A 26,105-nucleotide genomic window follows, 5' to 3' on the forward strand; every position below is an offset into this window, starting at 1 on the left:
ATCGTGACACCTGCGACGTAATGAAGAGAGGTTCGTGATGAAAATTGGCGTATTTGTACCGATCGGCAACAACGGCTGGCTTATCTCAACCACTGCCCCGCAATACATGCCGACCTTTGAGCTGAATAAAGCCATCGTGCAGAAAGCGGAGCACTACCACTTCGACTTTGCGCTCTCGATGATCAAGCTGCGCGGTTTCGGCGGTAAGACCGAATTCTGGGACCACAACCTGGAGTCTTTCACCCTGATGGCGGGCCTGGCGGCGGTAACCTCGCGCATCCAGATTTACGCCACCGCCGCCACCCTTACCCTTCCCCCGGCAATCGTGGCGCGGATGGCCTCCACCATCGACTCCATCTCCGGGGGGCGCTTTGGCGTTAACCTGGTCACCGGCTGGCAAAAGCCGGAGTACGAGCAGATGGGGATCTGGCCGGGGGACGATTACTTCTCCCGTCGCTACGACTACCTGACCGAATATGTGCAGGTGCTGCGCGATCTGTGGGGCACCGGCAAAAGCGATTTCAAAGGCGACTTCTTTACCATGAACGACTGCCGCGTCAGCCCGCAGCCGTCGGTGCCGATGAAGGTGATATGCGCCGGACAGAGCGACGCGGGAATGGAATTCTCGGCGAAATACGCCGACTTCAACTTCTGCTTCGGCAAAGGCGTTAACACCCCGGCCGCCTTCGCGCCCACCGCGGCACGCATGAAAGCGGCCGCCGACAAAACCGGGCGCGACGTGGGCTCCTACGTGCTGTTTATGGTGATTGCCGACGAAACCGACGACGCCGCGCGCGCCAAATGGGAACGATACAAGGACGGCGCGGATGACGAAGCGCTGAGCTGGCTTACCGAGCAGAGCCAGAAGGATACCCGCTCCGGCGCGGACACCAACGTTCGCCAGATGGCCGACCCGACGTCTGCCGTCAATATCAACATGGGCACCCTGGTTGGCTCGTATGCCAGCGTGGCCAGAATGCTCGACGAAGTGGCTGCCGTGCCCGGCGCCGAAGGCGTGCTGCTGACCTTCGATGATTTTCTCACCGGCGTGGAAACTTTCGGCGAGCGCATTCAGCCGCTGATGCAGTGCCGCGCCCACATCCCTGCCGTGACGAAGGAGGTGGCGTAATGACGACCCTCAACGCTCGCCCGGAAGCCATTACCTTAGACGCGCAGCGCAGCGCGCTGATCGTGGTGGATATGCAAAACGCCTATGCCAGTAAAGGCGGGTATCTGGATCTGGCCGGGTTTGACGTCTCCACCACGCAGCCGGTGATTGAGAACATCAAAACCGCCGTGAGCGCCGCACGTGCTGCGGGCATGCTGATCGTCTGGTTCCAGAACGGCTGGGACGAGCAGTACGTCGAGGCTGGCGGTCCCGGTTCCCCCAACTTTCACAAATCCAACGCCCTGAAAACCATGCGCCAACGGCCCGAACTCCAGGGCTCGCTGCTGGCGAAAGGCGGCTGGGATTATCAGCTGGTGGATGAGCTGGTACCGGAACCCGGCGATATCGTGCTGCCGAAACCGCGCTACAGCGGCTTTTTCAATACCCCGCTCGACAGCATGCTGCGCAGCCGGGGCATTCGTCATCTGGTCTTTACGGGCATAGCCACCAACGTGTGCGTGGAGTCGACCCTGCGCGACGGCTTTTTCCTCGAGTATTTTGGGGTGGTGCTGGAGGATGCCACCCATCAGGCCGGGCCGGATTTTGCCCAGAAAGCCGCCCTGTTCAATATCGAAACCTTTTTTGGCTGGGTCAGTAACGTCAATGATTTCTGCGACGCGCTGACGCCGCCGCTCGCCCGCATCGCCTGAGGAGAACCGCTATGCCGAAATCCGTGATTATTCCGCCGGGCACCAGCACCCCGATTGCCCCGTTTGCCCCCGGCACTCTCGCCGACGGCGTGGTGTATGTCTCGGGCACGCTGCCGTTTGATAAAGACAACAACGTGGTGTTTATCGATGACCCAAAGGCGCAAACCCGCCACGTGCTGGAGACGATCAAAACCGTGATCGAAACGGCGGGTGGGACGATGGAGGACGTGACCTTCAACAGCATCTTTATCACCGACTGGAAAAACTACGCCGCGATTAACGAAATCTACGCGGAGTTTTTCCCCGGCGATAAACCGGCGCGGTTTTGCATCCAGTGCGGGCTGGTAAAGCCCGAAGCGCTGGTTGAAATTGCCACCGTTGCGCACATCGCGAAGTGAGGCGGCCATGAAATTGTCCATTTCACCGCCCCCCTTTGCGGGCGCGCCCGTGGTGGTACTGATTGCCGGGCTCGGCGGCAGCGGCAGCTACTGGCTGCCCCAGCTCGCCGTGCTGGGGCAGGAGTATCAGGTGGTGTGCTACGACCAGCGGGGCACGGGGAATAACCCGGATACCCTGCCGGAAGACTACACCCTCGCACACATGGCCGACGAGCTTGCGCTGGCGTTAGCCGGGGCCGGGATCGCCCGTTACTGCGTGGTCGGCCACGCGCTGGGGGCGCTGGTCGGCCTGCGGCTGGCCATCGATAAGCCCGACGCCCTCACCGCGCTGGTCTGCGTCAACGGCTGGCTGACCCTCAATGCCCATACCCGCCGCTGTTTTGACGTTCGCGAACGTCTGCTGCATGCGGGCGGCGCGCAGGCGTGGGTAGAGGCACAGCCGTTGTTCCTCTACCCGGCAGACTGGATGGCCGCCCGCGCCCCGCGGCTGGAGGCCGAGGACGCGCTGGCGCTGGCCCATTTTCAGGGCAAAGCCAATCTGCTGCGCAGGCTGCATGCGCTGAAACAGGCCGATTTCAGCCGCCACGCTGCACGCGTTCGCTGCCCCGTACAGATTATCTGTTCCACCGACGATCTGCTGGTGCCGTCCGTCTGCTCCGCTGAACTGCACGCCGCCCTCCCGCACGCCCGCAAAACGGTCATGCGCCAGGGCGGGCATGCCTGCAATGTGACCGAGCCGGACACCTTTAACACTCTGCTGCTGAACGGGCTTGCCAGCCTGCTGCACAGCCCAGAACCCGCTTTGTAAGGAGCTTGAATGAGCGAAGCCATCACGCCCGCCGCGCTGGAAACGCTGTTTACCGGCGCACGTACCCATAACGGCTGGCTGGATATACCGGTCAGTGACGAGACGCTGCGCGAGATTTATGACCTGATGAAATGGGGGCCGACGTCCGCCAACTGCTCCCCGGCGCGCATTGTGTTTGTGCGAAGCCCGGAAGGAAAAGAGAAGCTGCGCCCGGCGCTCTCCAGCGGCAACCTTGAGAAAACGCTCACTGCCCCGGTCACGGCGATTGTCGCCTGGGACAGCGAGTTTTATGAGCGCCTGCCTGAACTGTTCCCGCACGGCGATGCCAGAAGCTGGTTTACCGCAAGCCCCGCGCTGGCGGAAGAGACCGCCTTTCGCAACAGCTCAATGCAGGCCGCGTACCTGATTTTCGCCTGCCGCGCGCTCGGGCTGGACACCGGGCCGATGTCGGGTTTTGACCGGGAAAAAGTGGACGCGGCCTATTTCACGGGCACGCTGCTCAAAAGCAATCTGCTGATTAACATCGGCTATGGCGATACGACCAAACAGTACGGACGCCTGCCGCGTCTGGCCTTTGACGATGCCTGCGGGCTGGCGTAAGGAGCGAATGTGATGACACCGGATAAACAAACCTTTCGCGACGCTATGGCCTGCGTCGGCGCAGCGGTCAATATCATCACCACCGACGGCCCGGCGGGAAAAGCGGGCTTCACCGCCAGCGCGGTATGCAGCGTAACCGATTCCCCGCCCACTCTGCTGGTTTGCCTCAACCGTGGCGCGTCCGTCTGGTCGACGTTTAGCGAAAACCGCACCCTGTGCGTTAACACACTGAGTGCCGGACAGGAGCCATTATCCAACCTGTTTGGCGGTAAAACGCCGATGGCGGAACGCTTTGCCGCCGCTCGCTGGCAAACGGGCGACACGGGCTGCCCGCGTCTGGAGGACGCGCTGGCCTCGTTCGACTGCCGTATCAGCCAGGTGGTCAGCGTCGGTACTCACGACATTCTGTTCTGCGACATTGTATCCATCGTACGCCACCCGGCGCCGCAAGGGCTGGTGTGGTTTGACCGCGGCTATCACGCACTTATGCGACCCGCCTGTTAATCCGCATTCAGGAGACAGATCATGTTCGGACTTCCCCACTGGCAGTTGAAATCGACCTCCACAGAAGCAGGCGTGGTCGCGCCGGATGAAAGGCTCCCGCTCGGGCAGACCATGGTGATGGGCGTGCAGCATGCGGTCGCGATGTTTGGTGCGACGGTGCTGATGCCCATGCTGATGGGGCTGGATCCTAACCTCGCCATTTTGATGTCGGGTATGGGTACCCTGCTGTTCTTTTTTGTCACCGGCGGGCGTGTGCCCAGCTATCTGGGCTCCAGCGCCGCCTTCGTGGGGGTGGTCATTGCAGCGACCGGGTTTAACGGTCAGGGTATTAACCCCAACCTGAGCGTGGCCCTCGGCGGCATTATCGCCTGTGGGCTGGTCTACACCCTGACCGGTCTGGTGGTGATGAAAGTCGGCACACGCTGGATCGAGCGGATGATGCCCCCCGTCGTCACCGGGGCGGTGGTGATGGCGATAGGCCTGAACCTCGCGCCGATTGCGGTGAAGAGCGTCTCCGCTTCGCCGTTTGAAAGCTGGATGGCGGTAATTACGGTGCTGTGCATCGGCGTGGTGGCGGTCTTTACGCGCGGCATGATCCAGCGGCTGCTGATCCTGGTCGGGCTGATTGCGGCCTGTCTGGTCTACGCGCTGCTGGCGAACGTGTTCGGCCTCGGCAAACCGGTTGATTTCACACTGATTCACCAGGCCGCCTGGTTCGGCCTGCCGCAGATGACCTCACCCACCTTTAACGCTCAGGCGATGATGCTCATCGCGCCTGTCGCGGTGATTCTGGTGGCTGAAAACCTGGGCCACCTGAAAGCCGTAGCGGGAATGACCGGGCGCAATATGGATCCGTATATGGGGCGGGCGTTTGTGGGAGACGGTCTGGCGACCATGCTCTCCGGCTCGGTCGGCGGCAGCGGCGTGACCACCTACGCGGAAAACATCGGCGTGATGGCAGTGACCAAAGTCTATTCGACGCTGGTCTTCGTGGCGGCGGCGGTGATGGCGATGCTGCTCGGCTTTTCCCCAAAATTCGGCGCATTGATCCACACCATCCCGGCCCCCGTGATTGGCGGCGCCTCGATTGTGGTATTTGGTCTGATTGCCGTGGCAGGGGCACGTATCTTGGTGCAGAATCATGTTGATCTGAGCCAGAACGGTAACCTGATCATGGTGGCGGTGACGCTGGTGCTGGGGGCGGGTGATTTCGCCCTGACGCTGGGCGGGTTTACGGTGGGCGGGATTGGCACGGCGACCTTCGGCGCGATCCTGCTCAACGCCCTGCTGAGCCGCCGGATGGCTGCCGCGCCGCAGGGCGCCGTGGTGACTCAGGATCCGTGAAATCAACACGTCGGGTAACGGCGACGCCTTACCCGACCTGCATGTTCCTTAAGAGCGATCACGCCTGCTCAAACAGTCGTTCTATAGATTGCGTGGGGAAGAACAGCGAACTGCTGTTTTCACCTGCCAGCGGGATAAACCCCAGCTTCAGATAAAATCGTTTGGCCCGTTCGTTAAGCGCATCCACAAAAATTCCGTGGACGCCAACAGCCTGCGACGCCAGATAAACCACGCGCATAGCGTGTGTGACAAGCGTTGTTCCCCACTCGTTTCCCTGTAGTTCTTTATGGACAGCCAGACGTCCCAGCGTCACGCTGGGGACGTTGCTGTATGGGATGCGGCGCTGCTGAGTCTTTGAAGGAAGCATCGCTTTTTCAAAGCAACTTCCCGAAAGGGTGTAATAGCCCAGGATACGCGGATGGTCGCGTTCTTTAAGCAGGTAGCCGCGTAAAATACGCCCGCCATGCTGACGCACCAGGTGATCGGTAAGGAAGGCATTGAGCGAGGGTTCACCACAATCGAAATCGCCGAAATCGTAATCGGTTCCCTCTGATAACATTTCGATCGTGAGATTTGCCACGACGCTTCACTCCATGTTTCGAAGACGTTTCGCCGCTCGCTTCAGGCGTTCATTTGGCTCTGGTGGATTGTCGATGGCATCCATAACGGCATTCCATGAGGCTTCGTTTAATACGAGACGCCGATGCTGTTCGATGACTTCGGCAGCACGCTCTGACGCACTGTTCACCATAAACTGGGTGATCGTTTGGTTGGTCATCGCTGCCGCTTCTTCAATCATTGTTTTGTCTTCGTCCGACAGGCGAAGATCGATACGCTGTTTTTTGAGTGCTGGCATGGTTTCATTTATCGTGTACGGTTTTCATCCGTACACATCGTAGTTAAACCTGCCCTTTATTTCAATCAAAAGCTTATTCGGCCGTTAAATCGTTCACCGCATTCCGACGCTTTCTGAGTTTTAACTCACTCACCAGCACGCCGAGAACAATAAACGCCGCGCCCACCAGCGCCAGCAGGGGCAGACGTTCCCCGGCGAGTCGCCCGAAAATACCCGCCCACACCGGTTCACCGGTATAAATGACCGTCGCCCGTGTCGGGGATACGCTGCGCTGCGCCCAGTTCATGGTGACCTGGATAATGGCGCTGAAAATGCCCAGCCCCAGCGCCACGACGATAAGCCCGGTAGACATCGGCGGGACGGACTCCCCTGCCGGCACCATCGTCGCGAACGCCACCAGCGACGCGGTGGTAAGCTGCACCACCGTCACCCGCTTGACGTCCACTTTTCCTGCCCAGGCGCTAATCAGGATAATTTCTGCCGCAATGGCGACGGCCCCCACCAGAGTGATGATCTCCCCCGGCCCCAGCGCCAGCAGATTATTTTCCGGCCCGGCTAATAAAATAAGGCCGATGAACGCCAGCACGATGCCAATGCACGACATCAGGCCCGGCATTCTGCCGAGGCACAGCCACTGCAACAGCGGCACCAGCGGTACGTACATGGCGGTGATGAAGGCGGATTTACTGCTGGAGATAGACTGGAGCCCCCACGTTTGCAGGCTGTAGCCCATGGCAATCGCCACGCCAATGGCGACACCCGCTTTAAGCTCTCTCAGGGTCAACCCGCGCAGGGTTTTCAGCGAAATAAGCGCCACGGCAATCGCCGCGGTTGCAAAGCGCAGCCCTACAAAGAAAAACGGATCGCTCATCGTGACCGCGTACTGAACGGCAAGAAAGGTTCCGCCCCAGAACATGGTGATCAAAATCAGGATCGCTTCCTGAGGCTTAATGGAGAAGGTAAAACGGGAAACGGACATGGGACACCAGCACGAAGAATTAATCCTGTAGTGTGCGATGCCTTTGATGACAGTTCAATGTAGCAGACATAAAAAAACCGCCGGGAAACCCGGCGGCAGGGCGTTAACCCGGCGTACTACTTATTGCTGCCGTGGCTATTTTTACCCCCTTTTTTACCAGCCTCTGATGCGCGCTGAGGGTCGTTTTTGAAGTTGCCCCCGCTAGACTGGCCACCTTTACGACCTGCTTCTGATGCTCTTTCACGGTCTTCAGCGAAATTACCTGAACCACCACGATGGTTTGCCATCTCTAACCTCCAGAGTGTGAAACATTAGACATCATATTGCATTCAGTAAAAGAGGATTCTTTCACCTCGCGGCTCAAGGACAGTGCCTTTATCTGTGCCGCGTGAAACTAAGCTTAGTGTAATGCGGCTATCCGGCAAGCGAGAGGTAATATTCTGCAACATGATCTCAGCCTTTCGTATGAAATATCGGGGAAGTCATTCATAAGCCATTCTTATATTTTGAAAAATCCGCGCCGCGAAAGTTGTTTCATTTTGCTACAAGGCGCGTAACCAAAAGATATTGTTATATATCAAAGAAATGCCGTTCATTTTTGCAGTCTGGCTGTGATGTCATATCTTTAAAGGAACGCAGCGATCCGCTGTAAGAAAAACCAACGAGGAGTGATGCAAAATGGCAAAAGTTCTGGTGCTCTATTATTCCATGTATGGACACATTGAAACCATGGCTCACGCAGTAGCAGAAGGCGCAAACAGAGTAGACGGCGTTGAGGTCGTGGTTAAACGCGTACCGGAAACCATGCAGGCGGAAGCCTTCGCCAAAGCCGGGGGGAAAACACAAAACGCCCCGGTCGCCACCCCGCAGGAGCTCGCGGACTATGATGCCATTATCTTCGGCACCCCGACCCGCTTCGGCAATATGTCCGGCCAGATGCGCACCTTCCTCGACCAGACGGGCGGGCTCTGGGCCTCCGGCGCGTTATACGGCAAGCTGGCCAGCGTGTTCAGCTCTACCGGCACGGGCGGCGGCCAGGAGCAGACGATCACCTCCACCTGGACTACTCTTGCCCATCATGGGATGGTGATTGTGCCGATTGGCTACGGCGCACAGGAACTGTTCGATGTTTCGCAGGTTCGTGGCGGGACACCGTATGGTGCGACCACCATTGCCGGTGGAGATGGTTCACGTCAGCCAAGCAATGAAGAACTTTCAATCGCCCGCTATCAGGGTGAATACGTCGCGGGTCTTGCCAAAAAACTGAACGGCTAACCCAACAGGAGGACAAGTATGCCAACTCAAGAATCCAAAGCTCACCACGTGGGCGAATGGGCAAGTTTACGCAATACCTCTCCGGAGATTGCCGAAGCCATCTTTGAAGTCGCCAATTATGACGAAAAGCTGGCTGAGCAGATTTGGGAAGAAGGCAACGATGAAGTGCTGGTTCGCGCCTTCGAAAAAACCGACAAAGACTCGCTGTTCTGGGGCGAGCAAACCATCGAACGTAAAAACGTCTGAACGTTCCCCCCGCCCACGCGGGGGGTTATCTTCTATTTCGCCGCGTTGTTCATCACCGCATTGAATTTATCGACAGGACAGAAGCCGTTGCCATCCACCGGACAGCCCTTCAGCTCCAGCGTCACGCGCTGCGCAGGGGATTGCAGCGACAGTACGCTGGCGTTACGCAGTTGCTCTGAACTCTGGTAGACATACTCAATTTTCATCAGCTCCTGATTAGTGTTTTTGTCATGCCAGCGCTGGAAGACAATTTTACCGCCAATCGGGGTTCTTTCCTGCTGGTCGTGCAGCTGATAAGGCCTGAAGTCCAGCGCGGTCAGCAGCGAGGCGATGTTAGAGTCGTGCCCCACCAGCAGGGTGATTTTTGGCGCTTTTGCCTGGTCGGTCACCAGCGCTTTATCAATGTACTTCACCAGCGGTTTAGCCACGTTCTGCGCCACCTCCGTCGACGTAAACAGCGAGTCCTGATAGCCGTTTTTCAGCTTCGACAGCACGCGCCACTGCTGATCGGTTTTGATTTCCCCCCAGGCCACCTGGTCTGTCGGGAAGCCTTCGTAATACTGTAGCGTGAACGCATCCACCAGCGAGTTACCCACCTTCAGCGGCCCGGAGACGCCCGGTTCTTTTTCATAATCGGCGCTGAACGTATCTTTCGCCTCCGTCAGGGAGCAGACTTTTTTCTCCTTGCAGGACGGCGAGTCGCTGTAGTTTGTCAGCTGTTCCAGCAGTTTGTAGCTTTCATCCAGCTGCATTTTCTGCCGTTCCGTCTCCATCGCTTTCAGCGCTTTCTCGCGAAACTCAGGGGAGTTATCGGTAATGACCGGATTGAAGGTGGGGTCCATGGTGCCCATTTTTTCCTGGTGATGCACAGGAACATCGCACCCGGGGAACGCGCCGGTGATAAAGAACTGCGCGGTCGCCACGGTGCGCTGGAGGCTGTTGGCGTAGGCATAGACGGTATCCGCTGGCGGGCATTCACCCGTCTTCACCATCCCCTGCTCTGCCAGCCACTCGCGCATATAGTGACCCATATACACTTCCAGTACGCCACCTTTGGTGGTGAGCTGTCCACCCGGGACGTCCCACTCCGGCCACTGCTTCGGCGTGGACTGCTCCAGCACGCTGCCGTTATTGGCAAGCGGCGCGCGCAGGTTGTGGCGGCTCATGATGAGCACCTGTTCCAGCTGATAGCCGTCCGGCGTGTCCTGCGCCTGTGCGCCAAAGGTCACGGAAAGGGTACCTGCCACGGCAACTGCGAGTAGTGCTTTTCTCATCCCTAATTCCTCACACGTTTTTAATGTCGCCCTGAGTGTGACAGATCCGTGACAGGTTTTTCGGGAAGCATTTCTCAAACTGATGATTAACGTGCTTACGGCGTGTGCCGATAAGTTTTATAAAAAAACCATACCCCACCGGAGAATTCGCTGTGAAACGTACCCGCCTTGAAGAGAGCACCTGCCCCGTCGCCCGTTCGCTGGATATTATCGGCGACTGGTGGTCGCTGCTGATTGTTCGCGACGCGCGCTACGGGGTCGCAGTCGATATTCTGGTGGCCTATCTCACCGATGAAGCGGGGATCCGCGCTACGTAAAACAGTAGCCTAACGCTGAAGCTGGTCACCGTATTCGCTCATCCAGGCGGCCAGCGGCGAGAGTGCGTCCTGAAGGGTTAGCCCCAGCTCGGTGATCTGATACTCCACGCGCGGCGGGATCTCCGGGTAGACCGTTCGCGTCACCAGACCGCGCTGCTCAAACAGGCGCAGCTGCTTCGTCAGCTCTTTCTGGGTGATGGGGGCAGCGGCACGCAGCAGATCGCCAAAGCGAACGGGCGTATTGAACACAATCAGGCGATAGAGAATGGGGATCGCCCACTTACCGGAAATCAGATTCACAAACTGCGTCATCGGGCAGGTATACGCCTCAGATTTTTTTTCGCAGCACGCTTCCAGCAGCTCTGCCATTTCACACCTCTTGCCTCGTTAGTATCCATTTGGTACCTGGTTTCCTTTCGATACTAACGTTTCTATAGTGCTTTCTCCAGAGACATTTCAGGAGAAGAACATGGGTCGTTTAACCGATAAGTATACGTTGATTACCGGCGGCACCAGCGGTATCGGTCTCGCCACCGCGCAGGCGTTTATCGCCGAAGGGGCGCGCGTCGCCGTGACCGGACGCAACCCGGATACCCTCGCCGAAGCAGAGCGCATTCTGGGCGATAAGGCCTGGGTGATCCCAACCGACGCAGGCGATATTTCGTCGCAAAAAGCGCTGGCGGAGACCCTCACCGCCCGCTGGCCACGCCTGGATGCGGTCTTTCTCAACGCCGGTGACGTTACGCACGCGCCGCTGGAAGCCTGGCAGGAAGAGGCCTGGGACCGTCTGATGAACATCAACCTGAAGGGACCGTTCTTTTTAATTCAGGCGCTGCTGCCGCTGCTGAATAACCCATCCTCGGTGATCCTCTGCGGCTCCGTGAGCGCGCGCATCGGCCTGCCCACCAGTAGCGCGTATGCCGCGAGCAAGGCCGCCGTGCTGTCGCTGGCGCGTACACTGTCGGCGGAGCTGCTGCCGCGCGGGATCCGCGTCAACGGTCTGAGTCCCGGTCCGGTGGAAACCCCGGCGTTTACAAAAACGGGCTTAAGCGACGAGGCGCTTAACGCGATGATGGCAGAGGTCATTAAGCTGGTGCCGCTGGGCAGAATGGGCTCGACGACCGAGCTGGCAAAAGCCGCACTCTATCTGGCCTCCGACGAGTCGAGCTACACGGTGGGAACGGAACTGCTGGTGGACGGCGGAATGGGGAGCCTGTAATTCAAAAGGCGCTGATGCCGGTGACCGCGCCGACATACAGCGCCGCCCACGCACAGGCGGAAAGCAGGCTGACGGCGTAGACCTTGACGGCGTTCAGCCTGAGCATCCCGGCCGCCAGCGGGACGATGTAACGCAACACCGCCAGGAAGCGCGACGTAAAAAGCACGATGACCCCGTTCTTTTGCAGCTGATGCTGGACCCGCAGGAACTTATTGGCATGCTTTGAGGTGAAGCGCGTGACCATCCTGGTATGCCCCATCAGTTGGCCGATATGGTAATTCAGCACCGAACCCGCCGTTGCCCCCATCACCACGGCGAGCCACGTCAGCGCAGGATGCATGCTCCCCTGGCTGACGGTAATGCCCGCCAGCAGCATCACCGACGCAGGCGGCAGCACGGAGGAGATCAGCACCGTCGATTTGCTCAGCGCCATCACGAATAACAGCACAAACAGATGTGCCGGATATAGCGCAAAATGATTCAGCAGGTTATCAAACCATGTCATTTTCCCCTCCCCCGTTAATAATTTAATTGTCCATTTAAAATGAATAACCTTAAATAAACCCTCAACATTTTATTAATAAGATTTACCTAAACCGTTCTTAAACATTATTTAATTTTCTGAGCACTAAATTTAAACAGGCGTATTATCCCTCTCGTTTTACAACGATCTCGTTATGGCGAGGCTCCTGTACAAATACACGTTATCGCTCTGGTGGGTTCGAGAGAACCGGCACAGGGTAAAACAGGCACTGTCGAATCAAGGCTTTGTCAGTATAACTTCCCTTGTGGGATACGGTGTACAGTGCTGAACCCAGGACGTGGGGATCTCCTTTCCGACATGCCCTGTCTTGCTCGCCCCTGAGAGATTTTAATATTCAAAGGGAATTTACTATGTCTTACGCTATTCACAACCAAAACCTGGTTTTTAATGACAGCGCCATCGCGCAATATATGAATACCGATTTTATCGTTATCGATATTTCATTATGCGTAGCTCTGGCACGCGAGCAGTTCTTTGAAAAATTAAAAGATGATGATATTCCGTCGCATATTTTTATCGAAGATAACGGTCGCCTCGCAGGTTTAATCGCCGTACGCAAATTATTGCAGGCCACGGATACCGTGCAGCCTGTTAAGGGGTTGATGATATCGGATTTTATTCAGCTCAAACCGGAAGATGAGCGGGCGGATGTCGCCGGGCTGCTGGCGCACGCGGGTGCGGATGTGGTGCCGGTGGTGACCCACGGCAAGCTGGTGGGCTGCCTTACCGAGCGTGAAATCGCCCATCTGCTGGAAGATGACGTTACTGAAGATGCCCAGCTTCAGGGGGCGACGCTGCCGCTGGAGAAGCCCTATCTGGAAACCAGCGCCTTCAGCCTGTGGAAGAAACGCTCCGTCTGGCTGCTGCTGCTGTTTGTTGCGGAAGCGTATACCAGTTCGGTGATCCAGCATTTTGAAGAGGCGCTGGAATCTGCCATCGCGCTGGCGTTCTTTATTCCGCTGCTGATTGGCACCGGCGGAAACAGCGGGACGCAGATCACCTCGACGCTGGTGCGCGCCATGGCGCTGGGTGAAGTCCACCTTCGCGATGTGGGTCGCGTGCTGCGCAAAGAGATCAGCACCTCGTTAATGATTGCCGCCACGCTGGGTCTGGCGGGCTGCGTTCGCGCCTGGATGATGGGTATTGGGATGGAAATCACGCTCATCGTCAGCCTGACGCTGGTCTGCATTACACTGTGGAGCGCCATCGTCTCGTCGGTGATCCCGATGGTACTGAAACGCTGCAAAATCGATCCGGCGGTGGTCTCCGCACCGTTTATCGCCACGCTAATCGACGGGACCGGGCTGATTATCTACTTCAAAATCGCGCAGTATACGCTGGGGCTGGAATAACCAAAAAACCCTGCGATATTGCTATCGCAGGGTTTTCGAATTTGGCGGAAGCGTAGAGATTCGAACTCTAGAACCCTTTCGGGTCGCCGGTTTTCAAGACCGGTGCCTTCAACCGCTCGGCCACGCTTCCAAAGTGAGGCGCACTATAAACATCTCTGAGCATGATGTAAAGCACGAAATTGCATAACATTACACGTCTTTCGTCCTCCCCTTCCGTCCCGCTGATTTCTTCGCCATCGACTGGCTAAAATGTAAACATTTATTTTTACATTCATAACGTTTATTAGATTCGCGGGTGGTCATTTAGACTCTTTTTCGCACAACACCCATTAACCGTGGATCACTGCGATAAGAGATTAGCCATGACTTTATTTAACGACGATTATGAATTTTTTATTTATCAGTGATAACTATTACCTTTGCCATGGTGTATCAAGCTCCCTGACATCAACCCATTTGATTCGCGATGACGCGGATATTCACGATCTTGATGGGGTCGATCAGGCGATGGATTTTATCATTGCGATTGAACAGGATAAGTTACGCAATAAAACCATTCGGCAGGTCAAAAAAGTTAAGCGTGATTACATTGTCCTGATGCATGAGATAGAAGCCAACCGCGCAGTGAGAATCGATAATATTATCTATTCGTCGATGCATTTTACTGCTCACCCTTTTCAGCAGCTGATGCGCTTTTACCGGGCGCTCAGGACACACTCCTTTACGCGACGCGAATATGACGTGCTGAAGCTGTTTCATTTGGAAAACCATGAGATCGCGAAAAAGCTGCAATTGTCACAAAAAACGACCAGCACCTACCGCGTGAGGATCCTCGAGAAATTAAATATGCGCTCAAAAAACATTCTGGCGATGACCCGTGTAAAATCGGCGATCGTCGATTAAAAGCTGTAACATTTTGCCTTGCCACAAAAAAACCGGGCCGTCACGTTTCGACCTGAGGGGGTTTGGCTGGCGCGGTATACCAGTTCTCTTTGGCAACCATTACGCTGCCCTCTGGCTGCATAACAAAATTCGGGGACATGATCTGCACGTTAAATTCGTTAAACACATCCTGTATCTGGCTATGCAGTTCATTGCGGGCAACCGCGAGGGACTGTTCGGGCAGCAGACGGACCTGCAATTCGTAAGCGATATACCAGTCCATTAACCCTAACTGGCGTACCAGCGGCGGCTCGGAAAGGTCAATCCCTTTTGCCCGTTTCGCGGCCAGCTCCAGCATGGCATGCACCTGACGCCATGGGGTGTCATAACCGATCGTGACGCTGACCGTCAGATTGAGGCTGCCATCGGGCTGTAGCGCGCTCAGATTGGTGATCTTACCGCTCACCACCACCGCGTTGGGCACGGTAACGACATAATTTTCCCGGGTAATAATTTTGGTCGCCAGCATGCCAATTTCACTGACCTTGCCTTCGTTATCCGCCACCCGAATGACATCGCCTTTGCGCAGAGCGCGGGAGTAAATTAGGACCAGACCGCTCATGGCATGGTTCATCACCCCTGCCGAGCCCAGCGTTAGCATCAGGCCAAAGAAGACGCTAATACCTTTAAACGCCAGCGAGTTTGCACCGGGAAGAAACGGCCAGGCGGCGGAGAGAGCAAATAGCCAGACGGCAACGGAAATGAGCTTACGGGTAGCCCCCACGGTTTCCGGATGTACGCCGGGAAGTTGCAGACGACCAGCCTCCACCTGATTGAGCACCATCCTGAGAAGCTTCAGAATAAATGCGGTAATGAGGAAAATGATCAGCACAATCGTCAGCCCCGGCAAGGCCGAGACAATCGCCAGGGCGATTTGCTGCACCACGCGAAGCGTCCAGTCTCCCAGCGACGTGCCCCACACCCGCGTCCACGGAAACAGACTGAATGCCCAGCTCAGCCAGACGTAAAAGCCGATCAACCCCAGCAGGAACATCAGCAAGGCGTAAAGCCGAATCTCAATTGCGCCAATGTACCGCCGCCAGCTTTGCGGCACCCGGCTGCGATTCTCCACAATACGCCGACGGTAGACGCGCCGGAACCAGCGCCAGGAACGCCACGCGCCATAGCAGAGCAGCAACAGCCCCAGCAGGCCAGCGGCAGTTTTTACCGTAGACAGCGCCAGCCAGCCGGTATCGTATTGATCGCGCAGCGCCATTCTCTGCGCTTCCATGCGCGCCAGCACGCGCTGTGCGGCCTGATCGAGGGTAAGATCGTCCCCTTCGTCCAAATCCCCTTCGGTCAGCAGCATCACAGGTTTACCGTTCATCACTATCAGCCGTCCCTGCTGGTTATAGCGGGTCACGGGGACGATGCTGAGCGGCTCACGCACATCCGCCTCGGTAAAATTGCGCAGGGTGTTGCGGATGCGTAAAACGCGCTCTTCCGGCGTGGTCAGGCCAAATTTCGCCTGTAGCATGACGATGGGCTGATGAAAGATATAGACCGTACGGGCGCGCTCCTGCTCCGTAGGCGCCTGGCGGGGCTCTGCGGCATACGATGAGAAGCCGCTCAGGGCGGCAAAACAGAACGCAAACGCGAGCAGGATCTTTTTCATCCTTACTACCCCAGGTCAGAAATCTTGTTATTTTTCAGGCAACCCGCGAATGCCAGGTGGGTATGTTGAGAATAGTCCAGCCTTTCGTTTCTGCAACAAGCGACGGTGAGCGTGTTGCTCTCAGTCACAATATATGTATTATGTTATAACATAACAATTTCGGATTGCGTTCTATGTTACTTAAAAATGGGTTATTTCTGGCTTCACTGCTCTCCATGGCGCCTGCCGCTTTCGCCGCAACCACCTGGCCCCTCACGATTGAAAATTGCGGCGTTAAGCAGACCTTTACGCAGGCTCCTCAGCGCGTCGTGACCGTGGGTCAGCATGAAACAGAATTACTGCTCGCACTGGGGCTGGAGAAAACGATCGCCGCGACGTCAGTCTGGTTCGGCAAGCTCCCGGCCCCGCTGGAGGATGCCGGGAAAAACCTCCCCAGGCTTGCGGATAATTCCCCCTCCTTTGAGGCCGTGGTAGGGCAGAAACCTGAACTCGTTCTCGCACAGTATCACTGGCACATTGGTCCGCAGGGAGAAGTGGGAACCCGTGAGCAGTTTGCGTCGCTGGGGATTAATACGTGGATCTCCCCTGCCGACTGCACGGATAAAACGGTAACGGAAACCTCAAACGCAGACGGAGCACGTAGCGCGCCGTTTTCACTGGCGGAAATTACACGGGAAGTGACAGATCTGGCGACGATTTTTGATGTTTCCGCGCGAGGTGAGCAGCTCAATCGTGCGCTGGCGGAGCGTATTAAAAAGGCCCAGGCGCGCGCCTCCGCGAAACCGCTTAGCGTTGTATTCTGGTTCTCCAGCAGCCGTCTGAATGGCGATCCCTGGGTGGCCGGGAATTACGGCGCGCCTGGCTGGATCAGCCGCACGCTGGGGTTGAAGAACATTATTGACTCTCACGACGAATGGCCCGCTGTAACGTGGGAACATATAGCCCGATCGCAGCCGGACGTGATTGTTATCGCCGGGATGTCCCGCAGGCTCTACCCTGCCGATGACGTTGAGGTAAAAAAAGCGTTCTTGCGCAGTGACCCGGTGACAAAGAACATGCCTGCGGTCAGGAACAACCACATCATCGTGGTGCCAGCGATGTCGTTAAACCCTTCATTGCGTAATGTCGATGCGGTTGAGCTTATCAGCGATCGGCTGGCTTCTTTCCAGGATGAACAATGAGTCATTTCGCTTTTGACCGCCGCCAGCAGGGTTTACTGGCAGCCGGTGCCATGGCGCTGCCGCTGATGCTGGTCTTTGCCGCCAGTATCGGTGACATGCCGGTGTCGTATGCCAGTACCGGGAAAGCGATCCTCAACGGACTGGGTTTGACCTCTTATGCGTTGCCGCAAACGGAGGAAGGTATCGTCTGGCAATATCGCATGAGCCGGGCAGTAATGGCCGCGTGCAGCGGCGGCGGCCTGGCGTTGTGCGGGCTGGTGTTGCAGTCGATCCTGCGTAACCCTCTGGCTGAGCCTTATCTGCTGGGGATTTCCGCGGGCGCATCGCTGGGGGCCGTCTGCGTGATGCTTCTCGGCATCGGGGGGAGCGTGATTGGCGTGAGCAGCGGTGCGTTTGTCGGCTCGTGCGCCGCCTTTGCGCTCATCATGGTGATTACAAACGGGATGAGTGAAAGCCCGTCGCGCATTTTACTGGCTGGCATTGCGGGCACCCAGCTCTTCAACGCCATGACCGCGTACGTCGTCAGCACGTCCGCCAATGCCGAGCAGTCCCGTAGCGTCATGTTCTGGCTGCTGGGAAGTCTGAGCGGCGTGCGCTGGCCTGACGCGCTGCTGGCGCTGGCCGTTACGCTTGCGGGTTTACTGGTGGTATTGCTCTTTTCACGGGCGCTGGACACCTTCACCTTCGGGGATGAGGTCTCCACCACGCTGGGGATCCCGGTTACCGCCGTGCGTATTGTCTTATTGCTGACCTGTGCCATTGTTACCGCAACGCTGGTGAGCGCCACGGGCGCAGTGGGGTTTGTCGGGCTGGTCATTCCCCATGTAACGCGCATGCTATGTGGGCCGGGCCATCGTCTATCTATCCCGCTGACGTTTCTTATCGGCGCCCACTTTATGATCCTCGCCGATATCGTCTCACGCACGCTGATTGTGCACCAGGTTCTGCCCATCGGGGTGGTGACTGCGCTGGTAGGCGCCCCCGTCTTTGTGGCGTTGCTTTATCAAAACCGAAAGGAGCATCCATGAATATTACTGTGGCCGGGTTAACCGTAACCCGACAAGCGCAGACGGTGCTTAAGGATATCGATCTCGACCTGCCATCCGGGCAGATTATCGGCCTGTTAGGGCCAAACGGCTCGGGCAAGTCGACGCTGCTGCGCTGTCTCGCCGGGCTGTTTCCACGACTCAGCGAACGCGTGGCGCTTAATGGCACAACGCTCGGCATGATGCCGCTGAAAAAACGCGCGCAGCACATGGCGTTTGTCCCGCAACATGCTGAGGTCGACGGAGAACTGACCGTTGAGGACATTGTCAGACTGGGGCGTACGCCCTACCGGAAAACATTCCAGAAAACCTCGCGCGACGATGAGGCTGCGGTTGAGCAGGCGATTGGCCTGATGCAGTTATGCCGCTTACGCCAGCGGCGATGGCACTCTTTGTCTGGCGGAGAGCGCCAGCGAAGCCAGATAGCCCGCGCGCTGGCCCAGCAGCCGCAGGTGCTGTTGCTCGATGAACCGACAAACCACCTGGACATTCAGCACCAGCTGGAGCTGATGCGGCTCGTTTCACAGCTGCCGCTTACGGTGGTGGTTGCACTGCACGATCTCAATCTTGCGGCCAATTATTGCCAGCGTCTGATCCTCCTGAAGGCCGGGCAGATCGCCGCCACGGGCGCGCCCGAAGCGGTTCTGACGCCGGCAAACATCGAGGACACCTGGTGCGTAAAAGCTCAGGTCTGCAAGGCCGACGCCGGGATCACGATAAGCTACAACATGGTGGCATGACGGAAGACTGGCGCAAAAACAAAAACCCCTGCGATATTGCTATCGCAGGGGTTTCGAATTTGGCGGAAGCGTAGAGATTCGAACTCTAGAACCCTTTCGGGTCGCCGGTTTTCAAGACCGGTGCCTTCAACCGCTCGGCCACGCTTCCTAAGTGAGGCGAACTATAAACACCTCACCGCGCGCTGTAAAGAGTGCGCGCATTCGTTCGCTTTAAAAATAGCCAAAATGCGTTTAATCGGTTGAATAGACGACAGATTGGCCGTTTTGGCAGCATAATATCCACCGCGGATCGTTAGTGCTTTTTGATGTACATATCTTTGGTGTAGTAGTACCCGAGCTTGTCTGGCGTGAAACCCCCTACCCACGGTTTCACCAGGTGCGTGCGCACGTAATGATAGACCGGGATCGCCGGTACATCCCGTCCTAGCAGATCTTCTGCCTGCTGGTAGAATTTACCGCGCTCCTCCGCCGTTTTCGATTTCGCCGCGTTCACCAGTGCCCGATCGTAGTCCGGATTGCTGTACTGAGTGGTGTTTTGGCTATCCCCGGTACGGAAGTTGTTCAGGAAAGTTGCCGCATCGTCGTAATCGGCAATCCAGGCGTAGCGTACCGCGTCAAAGTTATGGGTGTGCATGGTATCAAGCATGGTTTTCCACTCCTGATTTTGCAGCTTCGCCTCCACGCCGAGGTTCTTCTTCCACATTGAGCTGGCGGCAATGGCAATACGCTGGTGCGATTCCGAGGTGTTATAGAGGAGATTAAAGCTGAGCGGATGGCTGTCGTTAAATCCGGCTTCGGCCAGCAGCTTTTTCGCCTCGGCAATGCGTTTATCCATCGGCCAGCTGGCGTAATCCGGGTTCTGGAGCTTGACGCCGCCAATATCCGGCTGGCTGATCAGCCATGCCGGGCGCTGGCCCTGCCCTAATACTTTCCCGGCGATGATGTCTTTATCCAGCGCCAGGTTCAGCGCCTTGCGCACGCGGGCGTCGTTGAACGGCGGCCGGGTGGTGTTGAACTGATAATAATAGGTGGCAAGCTGCGGTGAAACGTCCAGCTCGCTCCCCAGCGTTTTCTTCAGCTGAGCAAACTGGTTGATCGGCACCGTGTAAACAATGTCGATTTCGCCCGCTTTGTAGCGGTTGACGTCAGCAGCTTCAGAGGAAATGGGCAGATAGGTCACCTTGTTGATGACGGTATGTTCGTTATCCCAATATTTCGGGTTACGCACCGCCACAATGCGTTCGTTAACCACCCACTGTGACAGTTTATAGGCCCCGCTGCTGACGAAGTGCTCCGGTTTGGTCCACTTATCACCGAAACGGCCTACCAGGACTTTATCAATTGGCACCAGAGACGGGTGAGCCAGCATCGCCAGGAAAGCGGCGTTAGGTTGCGTGAGCGTAACTTCCAGCGTGCTGTCATTGATGGCTTTCACCCCCAGCGACTCGGGCGCTTTTTTGCCTTCTGCGATATCAGTGCCGTTGACGATACGCATACTACCGGGATAGCTGGCATACGGAGAGGCGGTTTTCGGGTCGACCAGCCGCTGCCAGCTCCAGACAATATCTTCCGCGGTGATGGGGGTTCCATCGCTCCAGGTAATGCCCGGACGCAGATGGAACGTCCAGACGGTGTTGTCTTTATTTTCCCATTTCTCCGCCAGGCGCGGCTGGATTTCACCTGCCGGAGAGACGCTGACCAGCCCGTCGAATAAATCGCTGATAATATTGAATTCGACATCGCTTTCGACTTTATGCGGGTCGAGCGAGGCGGGTTCACTGCCGTTGTTCCTGACCAGTTCCTGCTTATCTGCCAGCTGGGTTCCTGCCGGCACGTTAGCCGCCCAGGTTGCCGTGCTGGCGCACAGGATCCCTGCGGTTAACAAAGAGAGTGTAAAGTGCGTGCGTGTTTGTGGTTTCATTTCCTTCGCCTTATTGTCTGTTTTTATGACGATCCGGAAATAACTCTTAGCGGCCTTAGGGAAATAACGCAATATTTTTCAGTGACCTATAAGAGGTTGATCTGAATACGCCCTACAAACCGCACTTCATTCTGAGTACAAAGGCTTTGCCAGAATAAAAAACCAGCATAATCCCTAAGGGGCTGAGTAAAGATGGGTAAAACCACTTTGCGTCTGCCGCGCCGTTTCCTATTCTTTGCGCTAATTACATCTGTCATAAGAGAGTGACTCATGGATCGTATAATTACTTCTTCACGCGACCGCACATCGCTACTCAGCACCCATAAGGTGCTGCGCAATACCTATTTCATGCTCAGCCTGACGCTGGCGTTTTCGGCGATCACCGCGACGGCCAGCACCGTACTGATGCTGCCTTCTCCGGGCCTGATCCTGACGCTGGTGGGTATGTACGGTCTGATGTTCCTGACCTACAAAACCGCGGATAAACCGGTGGGTATTCTCTCCGCGTTCGCCTTTACCGGCTTCCTGGGCTACATTCTGGGGCCAATCCTGAATGCCTATCTGTCTGCCGGAATGGGCGACGTGATTGGTATGGCGCTGGGCGGTACCGCGCTGGTGTTCTTCTGCTGCTCGGCCTACGTGCTGACCACCCGTAAGGACATGTCCTTCCTTGGCGGTATGCTGATGGCAGGTATCGTGATTGTGCTGGTCGGTATGCTGGCGAACATCTTCCTGCAATTGCCTGCGCTGCATCTGGCAATCAGCGCGGTGTTTATCCTGATTTCATCCGGCGCAATCCTGTATGAAACCAGCAACATCATTCACGGCGGTGAGACGAACTATATCCGCGCCACCGTGAGCCTGTATGTGTCGCTGTACAACATTTTTGTCAGCCTGCTGAGCATCCTGGGCTTCGCCAGCCGCGATTAACTCACCGTGCTGTGAACAGGGCCCCGCTTATGCGGGGCTTTGTTTTTTTGGTAGACTTAGGCGGTTTTTGACTAACGTGTGAATGAATATGTTGAGTTTTGAAGGCAAAGAGATCGAAACCGATAACGACGGTTATCTGAAAGAGAGCAGCCAGTGGAGCGAAGCGCTGGCGGAGAAAATTGCGGAAAATGAAGGAATTACCCTCTCCCCGGAACACTGGGAAGTGGTGCGCTTCGTGCGAGAATTTTACCTTGAATTCAACACCTCGCCGGCTATCCGCATGCTGGTCAAAGCCATGGCGAATAAATTTGGCGAAGAGAAAGGCAACAGCCGTTATCTGTATCGCCTGTTTCCGAAAGGCCCGGCTAAACAGGCGACAAAAATCGCCGGCCTGCCAAAGCCGGTAAAATGCATTTAATAGCGAATACTGAAGTCAGCGTATTCCCGGTCGGGTTGATGCGGTTCCGTTAGCACCTTATCAACCCGCGCGCTGCGCGGTCCGCCCGCTTTCAGCCACGCCACCAGCTTCTCAACCCGATCCGCCTCACCGCAGGCCACAACCTCCACGCTGCCATCATCCATGTTACGCGCATACCCTGTCAGCCCGAGCTGAAGGGCTTCGCGCTGGGTGCTGTAGCGGAATCCGACGCCCTGTACAAGGCCATGGACCCAGGCAATGGTGCAAACATTTGACATCATCCTTCTCCTTATCCGACTGGCGCGTTGCATTTCCTCACTGAAGTCGGGAAAATGGCGGCCATTTCATTGGAATCGACAGAATAGCAAATTATGAGTGTACGTTTAGTGTTAGCCAAAGGGCGCGAGAAGTCATTACTGCGCCGTCATCCCTGGGTCTTTTCCGGCGCGGTTGCCCGCATGGAAGGTAAAGCCAGCCTCGGTGAAACCATCGATATTGTTGACCATCAGGGGAAATGGTTAGCACGCGGCGCATACTCGCCAGCATCTCAGATCCGCGCGCGCGTCTGGACGTTCGATAAAGAAGAAACCATCGATATCGACTTCTTTGTCCGTCGTTTGCAACAGGCGCAGCAGTGGCGCGAGTGGCTGGCAAAGCGTGACGGGCTGGACAGCTATCGTCTGATTGCCGGAGAGTCCGACGGGCTGCCGGGCGTGACCATTGACCGCTTCGGCAATTTCCTGGTGTTGCAGCTGCTGAGCGCCGGGGCGGAATACCAGCGTGCCGCGCTGATTAGCGCCCTGCAAACCCTGTTCCCGGAATGTGCCATTTACGACCGCAGCGACGTGGCGGTACGTAAAAAAGAGGGCATGGAGCTGACGCAAGGCCCGGTCACCGGCGAACTGCCGCCTGCCCTGCTGCCTATTGAAGAGCATGGCATGAAGCTGCTGGTGGATATCCAGGGCGGCCATAAGACCGGTTATTACCTCGACCAGCGTGACAGCCGTCTGGCAACGCGCCAGTACGTTGCCGATAAACTCGTGCTGAACTGCTTCTCTTATACCGGCGGCTTTGCGGTCTCTGCCCTGATGGGCGGCTGTGCTCAGGTGGTGAGCGTCGACACCTCACAGGAAGCGCTGGACGTGGCGAAGCAGAACGTTGAGCTGAATAAGCTGGATCTGAGCAAAGCGGAGTTTGTGCGCGACGACGTATTCAAACTGCTGCGTAAATACCGCGACCAGGGCGAGAAATTTGACGTAATCGTGATGGACCCGCCGAAGTTTGTTGAAAACAAAAGCCAGCTGATGGGCGCCTGCCGTGGCTATAAAGACATCAACATGCTGGCGATCCAGCTGCTGAACCCGGGCGGCGTGCTGCTGACGTTCTCCTGCTCTGGCCTGATGACGACAGATTTATTCCAAAAAATCATCGCCGATGCCGCAATAGATGCGGGTCGTGATGTACAATTTATAGAGCAGTTCCGTCAGGCCGCCGATCACCCGGTGATCGCTACCTACCCGGAAGGGCTGTATCTGAAAGGGTTTGCCTGTCGCGTCATGTAACTTGAAAAGAGAAATATTGCCCGCACATAGTGTGTATGTAATGTTTCCCGGGAGGTGACTATGATTGCCAGCAAATTCGGTATCGGCCAGCAGGTCCGCCACACCTTGCTTGGATATTTGGGTGTGGTCGTGGATATCGACCCGGAGTATTCCCTTGATGAACCGTCAGCAGACGATCTGGCCGTTGACGCAGCGCTTCGCGCCGCGCCCTGGTATCATGTGGTTATGGAGGGCGACGATGGTCAGCCTGTCCATACCTATCTTGCCGAAGCGCAGCTGAGTGGTGAACTACAGGATGAGCATCCGGAACAACCCACTATGGACGAGCTTGCTCAGACCATCCGCAAACAGTTACAGGCACCAAGACTGCGCAACTAAAGGTGTAAAAAAGCCCGTCAAACGGGCTTTTTTTATTTTGCCAGCCCCAGACGGGGAATATCGATTGCCGGACAGCGATCCATCACCACCTTCAGCCCGGCATCGCGCGCCAGCACGGCCGCCTGCTCATTAATCACGCCCAGCTGCATCCACAGCGTTTTCGCGCCGATGGCAATCGCCTCCTGCGCCACGCCCCAGGCCGCCTCTGAATTGCGAAAAACGTCCACCATATCCACCTTTTCCGGCACGTCCGCGAGCGTCGCATAGCCCTGCTGGCCCAGCAGCGTTTTCCCCGCCACCTTCGGCGAGACCGGGATCACGTGATAACCCTGATCCAGAAGGTATTTCATGACCCGATAGCTTGGGCGATCCGGTTTATCGCTCGCGCCGACCAGCGCAATAGTGCGCGTGGACGTCAGAATTTCGACAATGTCGTTCTCTTTCATGCTTTTCCTCCTGGCTTTTTTCAAAGTGTACGTCAAAGCGGACATCTCAACCACGCATCCCATACAGAAGTATGAGGGCAAAACGGCAGAATATGTCTATATGTTAGTAAACGTGTTTGTCGAAAACTTTTGATACATTCTTACCGGGTAGTTTGTCTACAGGAGTCTGCTATGAAAACCGGCATTGCCTGGGCTATGGTTGCGTTAATCATGCCGGTTTGTGTTTTCGCAACCACCCTCAGACTCTCAACCGACATTGACCTGCTGGTGCTGGACGGGAAAAAAGTCTCCAGCTCCCTGCTGCGGGGTGCAGACAGTATCGAGCTGGATAACGGCCCGCACCAGGTGGTTTTTCGGGTGGAAAAGACCATTCGCCTCGCCGACAACGAACAGCAGGTGTACATTTCGCCTCCGCTGGTGGTCAGCTTTAATACCCAGCGTATCAGCCAGGTCAATTTTCGTCTCCCGCGCCTTGAGACAGAAAAGGAGTCACTGGCATTTGATGCCTCGCCGCGCATTGAACTGGTGGACGGGGACTCCATGCCCATCCCGGTAAAACTGGATATTCTGGCGCTGACAAAAAGGCCAAAGGGAACAGACTATGAAGCGGACACCGAGACCTACAACAGGGCCAGCGGGCGCGCCTCGCTGCCCCAGTTCGCCACCATGATGGCGGATGACAGTACCCTGCTTTCGGGCGTATCGGAGCTGGATGTACTCCCCCCTCAGTCGCAGACCCTTACTGAGCAACGCCTCAAGTTCTGGTTCCAGAATGCCGATCCGGACACGCGCGCCCGTTTTCTGCAATGGGCGAAGCAACAACCTTCGTCGTAAGCCACATTTTTTCGTCCTTTCTCTTGCAGCATCAGCCAGTTCCCGTCATCGTGTAACGAGGTAACCTCACGGATAAGATTATGGAACTGACAACACGCACACTTCCGGCGCGCAAGCACATTGCTCTGGTTGCGCACGATCACTGTAAACAAATGCTGCTTAACTGGGTTCGTCGCCATCAGCCTCTTTTACAGCATCATGCCCTTTCTGCCACGGGAACAACCGGCAACCTGATCCACCGCGAAACCGGTCTGGAAGTGAATGCCATGCTGAGCGGCCCGATGGGGGGTGACCAGCAGGTAGGTGCTCAGATTTCAGAAGGTAAAATTGACGTTCTGATTTTCTTCTGGGATCCGCTGAACGCGGTTCCGCATGATCCGGACGTTAAAGCGCTGCTGCGTCTGGCGACGGTGTGGAACATTCCGGTAGCCACCAATCTTTCAACGGCAGATTTCATCATTGAATCGCCGCAGTTTAACGATCCGGTGGAGATTTTGATCCCGGATTATCAGCGTTATCTTGCGGAGAGACTGAAGTAGTTTTTTGCCCGGTGGCGCT

The 26,105-nt window shown here is 56.5% G+C and carries 32 protein-coding genes, 2 tRNA genes, 1 pseudogene and 1 riboswitch; of the genes and pseudogenes, 22 read left to right on the forward strand and 13 right to left on the reverse strand.

Translation table 11 applies throughout. The features are described 5' to 3' along the window. The first annotated feature begins 37 nt into the window (after positions 1-37). From rutA to rutG, 7 genes are read left to right on the forward strand one after another with little or no spacing between them, the layout of a single operon-like run. The gene (gene rutA, locus SK54_RS15525; protein ID WP_003858092.1) at positions 38-1,129 is read left to right on the forward strand and encodes a pyrimidine utilization protein A; all 1,092 of its coding nucleotides are present in this window, start codon (positions 38-40) and stop codon (positions 1,127-1,129) included. Further along, positions 1,129-1,818 carry a pyrimidine utilization protein B gene (gene rutB, locus SK54_RS15530; protein WP_040117478.1) on the forward strand — a complete coding sequence of 230 codons (690 nt, stop codon included), beginning with the start codon at positions 1,129-1,131 and terminating at the stop codon, positions 1,816-1,818. The genes rutA and rutB overlap by 1 nt, the downstream gene beginning before the upstream one ends. Positions 1,819-1,829: 11 nt before the next feature. Beyond that, positions 1,830-2,216, forward strand: a complete 387-nt coding sequence (gene rutC, locus SK54_RS15535) for a pyrimidine utilization protein C (RefSeq protein ID WP_040117477.1) — start codon at positions 1,830-1,832, stop codon at positions 2,214-2,216. A 7-nt stretch (positions 2,217-2,223) separates the two neighbouring features. After that, on the forward strand, positions 2,224-3,024 hold the full coding sequence (gene rutD, locus SK54_RS15540) for a pyrimidine utilization protein D (protein ID WP_047735077.1): 801 nt from the start codon (positions 2,224-2,226) through the stop codon (positions 3,022-3,024). A gap of 9 nt (positions 3,025-3,033) precedes the next feature. Next, positions 3,034-3,624, forward strand: coding sequence for a malonic semialdehyde reductase (locus SK54_RS15545; RefSeq protein WP_040117475.1), 591 nt, complete (start codon positions 3,034-3,036; stop codon positions 3,622-3,624). Between the two features lie 12 nt (positions 3,625-3,636). Further along, the gene (gene rutF / locus SK54_RS15550) at positions 3,637-4,128 is read left to right on the forward strand and encodes an NADH-dependent FMN reductase RutF (RefSeq protein ID WP_040117474.1); all 492 of its coding nucleotides are present in this window, start codon (positions 3,637-3,639) and stop codon (positions 4,126-4,128) included. Between the two features lie 21 nt (positions 4,129-4,149). Then, a complete protein-coding gene (gene rutG, locus SK54_RS15555) occupies positions 4,150-5,472 on the forward strand; it encodes a pyrimidine utilization transport protein G (RefSeq protein WP_040117473.1) in 1,323 nt (440 codons plus the stop codon). 58 nt (positions 5,473-5,530) lie between these two features. Here rutG and SK54_RS15560 read toward each other — a convergent pair whose 3' ends face one another. The 4 genes from SK54_RS15560 to SK54_RS15575 all read right to left on the reverse strand — a co-directional run bounded on the left by SK54_RS15560 (position 5,531) and on the right by SK54_RS15575 (position 7,594). After that, entirely contained in the window at positions 5,531-6,052 is a 522-nt protein-coding gene (locus SK54_RS15560) for a GNAT family N-acetyltransferase (protein WP_040117472.1), read from the reverse strand. A 6-nt stretch (positions 6,053-6,058) separates the two neighbouring features. Further along, a complete protein-coding gene (locus SK54_RS15565) occupies positions 6,059-6,328 on the reverse strand; it encodes a type II toxin-antitoxin system TacA family antitoxin (protein ID WP_001303459.1) in 270 nt (89 codons plus the stop codon). A gap of 73 nt (positions 6,329-6,401) precedes the next feature. After that, positions 6,402-7,307, reverse strand: a complete 906-nt coding sequence (locus SK54_RS15570) for a DMT family transporter (RefSeq protein ID WP_017693666.1) — start codon at positions 7,305-7,307, stop codon at positions 6,402-6,404. A gap of 116 nt (positions 7,308-7,423) precedes the next feature. After that, positions 7,424-7,594, reverse strand: a complete 171-nt coding sequence (locus tag SK54_RS15575) for a con-10 family general stress protein (protein ID WP_001273664.1) — start codon at positions 7,592-7,594, stop codon at positions 7,424-7,426. 391 nt (positions 7,595-7,985) lie between these two features. On the opposite strand from SK54_RS15575, the gene wrbA reads away from it, so the two are divergent. Together wrbA and SK54_RS15585 are read left to right on the forward strand one after the other, a co-directional pair. Then, on the forward strand, positions 7,986-8,582 hold the full coding sequence (gene wrbA, locus SK54_RS15580; RefSeq protein WP_006809323.1) for an NAD(P)H:quinone oxidoreductase: 597 nt from the start codon (positions 7,986-7,988) through the stop codon (positions 8,580-8,582). Between the two features lie 18 nt (positions 8,583-8,600). After that, positions 8,601-8,828: a YccJ family protein gene (locus SK54_RS15585; RefSeq protein ID WP_006809324.1), complete on the forward strand. Its 228-nt coding sequence runs from the start codon at positions 8,601-8,603 to the stop codon at positions 8,826-8,828. A 32-nt stretch (positions 8,829-8,860) separates the two neighbouring features. Here the strand turns inward: SK54_RS15585 and agp are convergent, their stop codons facing one another. Continuing rightward, positions 8,861-10,102 carry a bifunctional glucose-1-phosphatase/inositol phosphatase gene (gene agp, locus SK54_RS15590; protein ID WP_017693667.1) on the reverse strand — a complete coding sequence of 414 codons (1,242 nt, stop codon included), beginning with the start codon at positions 10,100-10,102 and terminating at the stop codon, positions 8,861-8,863. A 152-nt stretch (positions 10,103-10,254) separates the two neighbouring features. Here agp and SK54_RS22765 point away from each other — a divergent pair. Beyond that, positions 10,255-10,362: pseudogene (locus SK54_RS22765) on the forward strand (winged helix-turn-helix transcriptional regulator); the annotation flags it as partial. 66 nt (positions 10,363-10,428) lie between these two features. On the opposite strand, the gene SK54_RS15600 reads toward SK54_RS22765, so the two are convergent. Continuing rightward, positions 10,429-10,788 (reverse strand): winged helix-turn-helix transcriptional regulator, encoded by a 360-nt coding sequence (locus SK54_RS15600; protein WP_017384779.1) that lies wholly within the window; start codon positions 10,786-10,788, stop codon positions 10,429-10,431. Between the two features lie 100 nt (positions 10,789-10,888). Between SK54_RS15600 and SK54_RS15605 the strand changes: the two genes are divergently transcribed. Continuing rightward, the gene (locus SK54_RS15605) at positions 10,889-11,638 is read left to right on the forward strand and encodes an SDR family oxidoreductase (RefSeq protein ID WP_045338800.1); all 750 of its coding nucleotides are present in this window, start codon (positions 10,889-10,891) and stop codon (positions 11,636-11,638) included. Between the two features lies 1 nt (position 11,639). On the opposite strand, the gene SK54_RS15610 is transcribed toward SK54_RS15605, so the two are convergent. Next, complete coding sequence (locus tag SK54_RS15610) at positions 11,640-12,143, reverse strand: DedA family protein (RefSeq protein ID WP_015570881.1); 504 nt, start codon at positions 12,141-12,143, stop codon at positions 11,640-11,642. Between the two features lie 159 nt (positions 12,144-12,302). Beyond that, positions 12,303-12,472: riboswitch (M-box (ykoK) riboswitch) on the forward strand. 60 nt (positions 12,473-12,532) lie between these two features. Here SK54_RS15610 and SK54_RS15615 point away from each other — a divergent pair. Then, positions 12,533-13,534 carry a magnesium transporter gene (locus SK54_RS15615; RefSeq protein WP_045142614.1) on the forward strand — a complete coding sequence of 334 codons (1,002 nt, stop codon included), beginning with the start codon at positions 12,533-12,535 and terminating at the stop codon, positions 13,532-13,534. A 42-nt stretch (positions 13,535-13,576) separates the two neighbouring features. Here the strand turns inward: SK54_RS15615 and SK54_RS15620 are convergent. Beyond that, positions 13,577-13,664 (reverse strand) — tRNA-Ser (locus SK54_RS15620). A gap of 254 nt (positions 13,665-13,918) precedes the next feature. Here SK54_RS15620 and SK54_RS15625 point away from each other — a divergent pair. Further along, positions 13,919-14,437, forward strand: coding sequence for a LuxR C-terminal-related transcriptional regulator (locus tag SK54_RS15625; RefSeq protein WP_003858117.1), 519 nt, complete (start codon positions 13,919-13,921; stop codon positions 14,435-14,437). A 40-nt stretch (positions 14,438-14,477) separates the two neighbouring features. Here SK54_RS15625 and SK54_RS15630 read toward each other — a convergent pair whose 3' ends face one another. Next, positions 14,478-16,091: a mechanosensitive ion channel family protein gene (locus SK54_RS15630; RefSeq protein ID WP_048247566.1), complete on the reverse strand. Its 1,614-nt coding sequence runs from the start codon at positions 16,089-16,091 to the stop codon at positions 14,478-14,480. Between the two features lie 173 nt (positions 16,092-16,264). Here SK54_RS15630 and SK54_RS15635 point away from each other — a divergent pair, with 173 nt between their 5' ends. Genes SK54_RS15635 through SK54_RS15645 form a run of 3 tightly spaced genes read left to right on the forward strand, consistent with a single transcriptional unit; the run spans position 16,265 to position 19,058 of the window. After that, complete coding sequence (locus SK54_RS15635; protein WP_047731344.1) at positions 16,265-17,272, forward strand: ABC transporter substrate-binding protein; 1,008 nt, start codon at positions 16,265-16,267, stop codon at positions 17,270-17,272. Beyond that, a complete protein-coding gene (locus SK54_RS15640; protein ID WP_040117464.1) occupies positions 17,269-18,300 on the forward strand; it encodes a FecCD family ABC transporter permease in 1,032 nt (343 codons plus the stop codon). Before SK54_RS15635 ends, SK54_RS15640 begins: the two co-directional genes overlap by 4 nt. Next, positions 18,297-19,058, forward strand: a complete 762-nt coding sequence (locus SK54_RS15645; protein ID WP_015570887.1) for an ABC transporter ATP-binding protein — start codon at positions 18,297-18,299, stop codon at positions 19,056-19,058. The genes SK54_RS15640 and SK54_RS15645 overlap by 4 nt, the downstream gene beginning before the upstream one ends. A gap of 60 nt (positions 19,059-19,118) precedes the next feature. Here the strand turns inward: SK54_RS15645 and SK54_RS15650 are convergent. After that, positions 19,119-19,206: transfer RNA gene (locus tag SK54_RS15650), tRNA-Ser, on the reverse strand. A 144-nt stretch (positions 19,207-19,350) separates the two neighbouring features. Next, positions 19,351-20,979, reverse strand: coding sequence for an ABC transporter substrate-binding protein (locus SK54_RS15655; RefSeq protein ID WP_047057586.1), 1,629 nt, complete (start codon positions 20,977-20,979; stop codon positions 19,351-19,353). A gap of 270 nt (positions 20,980-21,249) precedes the next feature. On the opposite strand from SK54_RS15655, the gene yccA reads away from it, so the two are divergent. Next, complete coding sequence (gene yccA, locus SK54_RS15660) at positions 21,250-21,909, forward strand: FtsH protease modulator YccA (RefSeq protein ID WP_003858127.1); 660 nt, start codon at positions 21,250-21,252, stop codon at positions 21,907-21,909. Between the two features lie 88 nt (positions 21,910-21,997). After that, entirely contained in the window at positions 21,998-22,327 is a 330-nt protein-coding gene (gene tusE, locus SK54_RS15665; RefSeq protein WP_003858129.1) for a sulfurtransferase TusE, read from the forward strand. Here the strand turns inward: tusE and yccX are convergent. Beyond that, complete coding sequence (gene yccX, locus SK54_RS15670) at positions 22,324-22,605, reverse strand: acylphosphatase (RefSeq protein WP_017693676.1); 282 nt, start codon at positions 22,603-22,605, stop codon at positions 22,324-22,326. The two genes, tusE and yccX, sit on opposite strands and share 4 nt — an antisense overlap. A 93-nt stretch (positions 22,606-22,698) precedes the next feature. Here yccX and rlmI point away from each other — a divergent pair, with 93 nt between their 5' ends. Further along, positions 22,699-23,889 (forward strand): 23S rRNA (cytosine(1962)-C(5))-methyltransferase RlmI, encoded by a 1,191-nt coding sequence (gene rlmI / locus SK54_RS15675; protein ID WP_048247568.1) that lies wholly within the window; start codon positions 22,699-22,701, stop codon positions 23,887-23,889. Positions 23,890-23,949: 60 nt separating this feature from the next. Next, complete coding sequence (gene hspQ, locus SK54_RS15680; RefSeq protein ID WP_017693678.1) at positions 23,950-24,267, forward strand: heat shock protein HspQ; 318 nt, start codon at positions 23,950-23,952, stop codon at positions 24,265-24,267. Positions 24,268-24,299: 32 nt separating this feature from the next. Here the strand turns inward: hspQ and SK54_RS15685 are convergent, their stop codons facing one another. Further along, positions 24,300-24,713, reverse strand: coding sequence for a CoA-binding protein (locus SK54_RS15685; protein WP_006809337.1), 414 nt, complete (start codon positions 24,711-24,713; stop codon positions 24,300-24,302). 171 nt (positions 24,714-24,884) lie between these two features. On the opposite strand from SK54_RS15685, the gene SK54_RS15690 reads away from it, so the two are divergent. After that, positions 24,885-25,547 (forward strand): curli synthesis inhibitor, encoded by a 663-nt coding sequence (locus SK54_RS15690; protein WP_047057585.1) that lies wholly within the window; start codon positions 24,885-24,887, stop codon positions 25,545-25,547. Between the two features lie 80 nt (positions 25,548-25,627). Then, positions 25,628-26,086, forward strand: coding sequence for a methylglyoxal synthase (gene mgsA / locus SK54_RS15695; protein ID WP_003858146.1), 459 nt, complete (start codon positions 25,628-25,630; stop codon positions 26,084-26,086). Positions 26,087-26,105 lie beyond the last annotated feature (19 nt).

The organism is Enterobacter sp. MGH120 (assembly GCF_001037725.1).
In the GTDB taxonomy this organism is placed as follows: Bacteria; Pseudomonadota; Gammaproteobacteria; order Enterobacterales; family Enterobacteriaceae; genus Enterobacter; species Enterobacter hormaechei_C.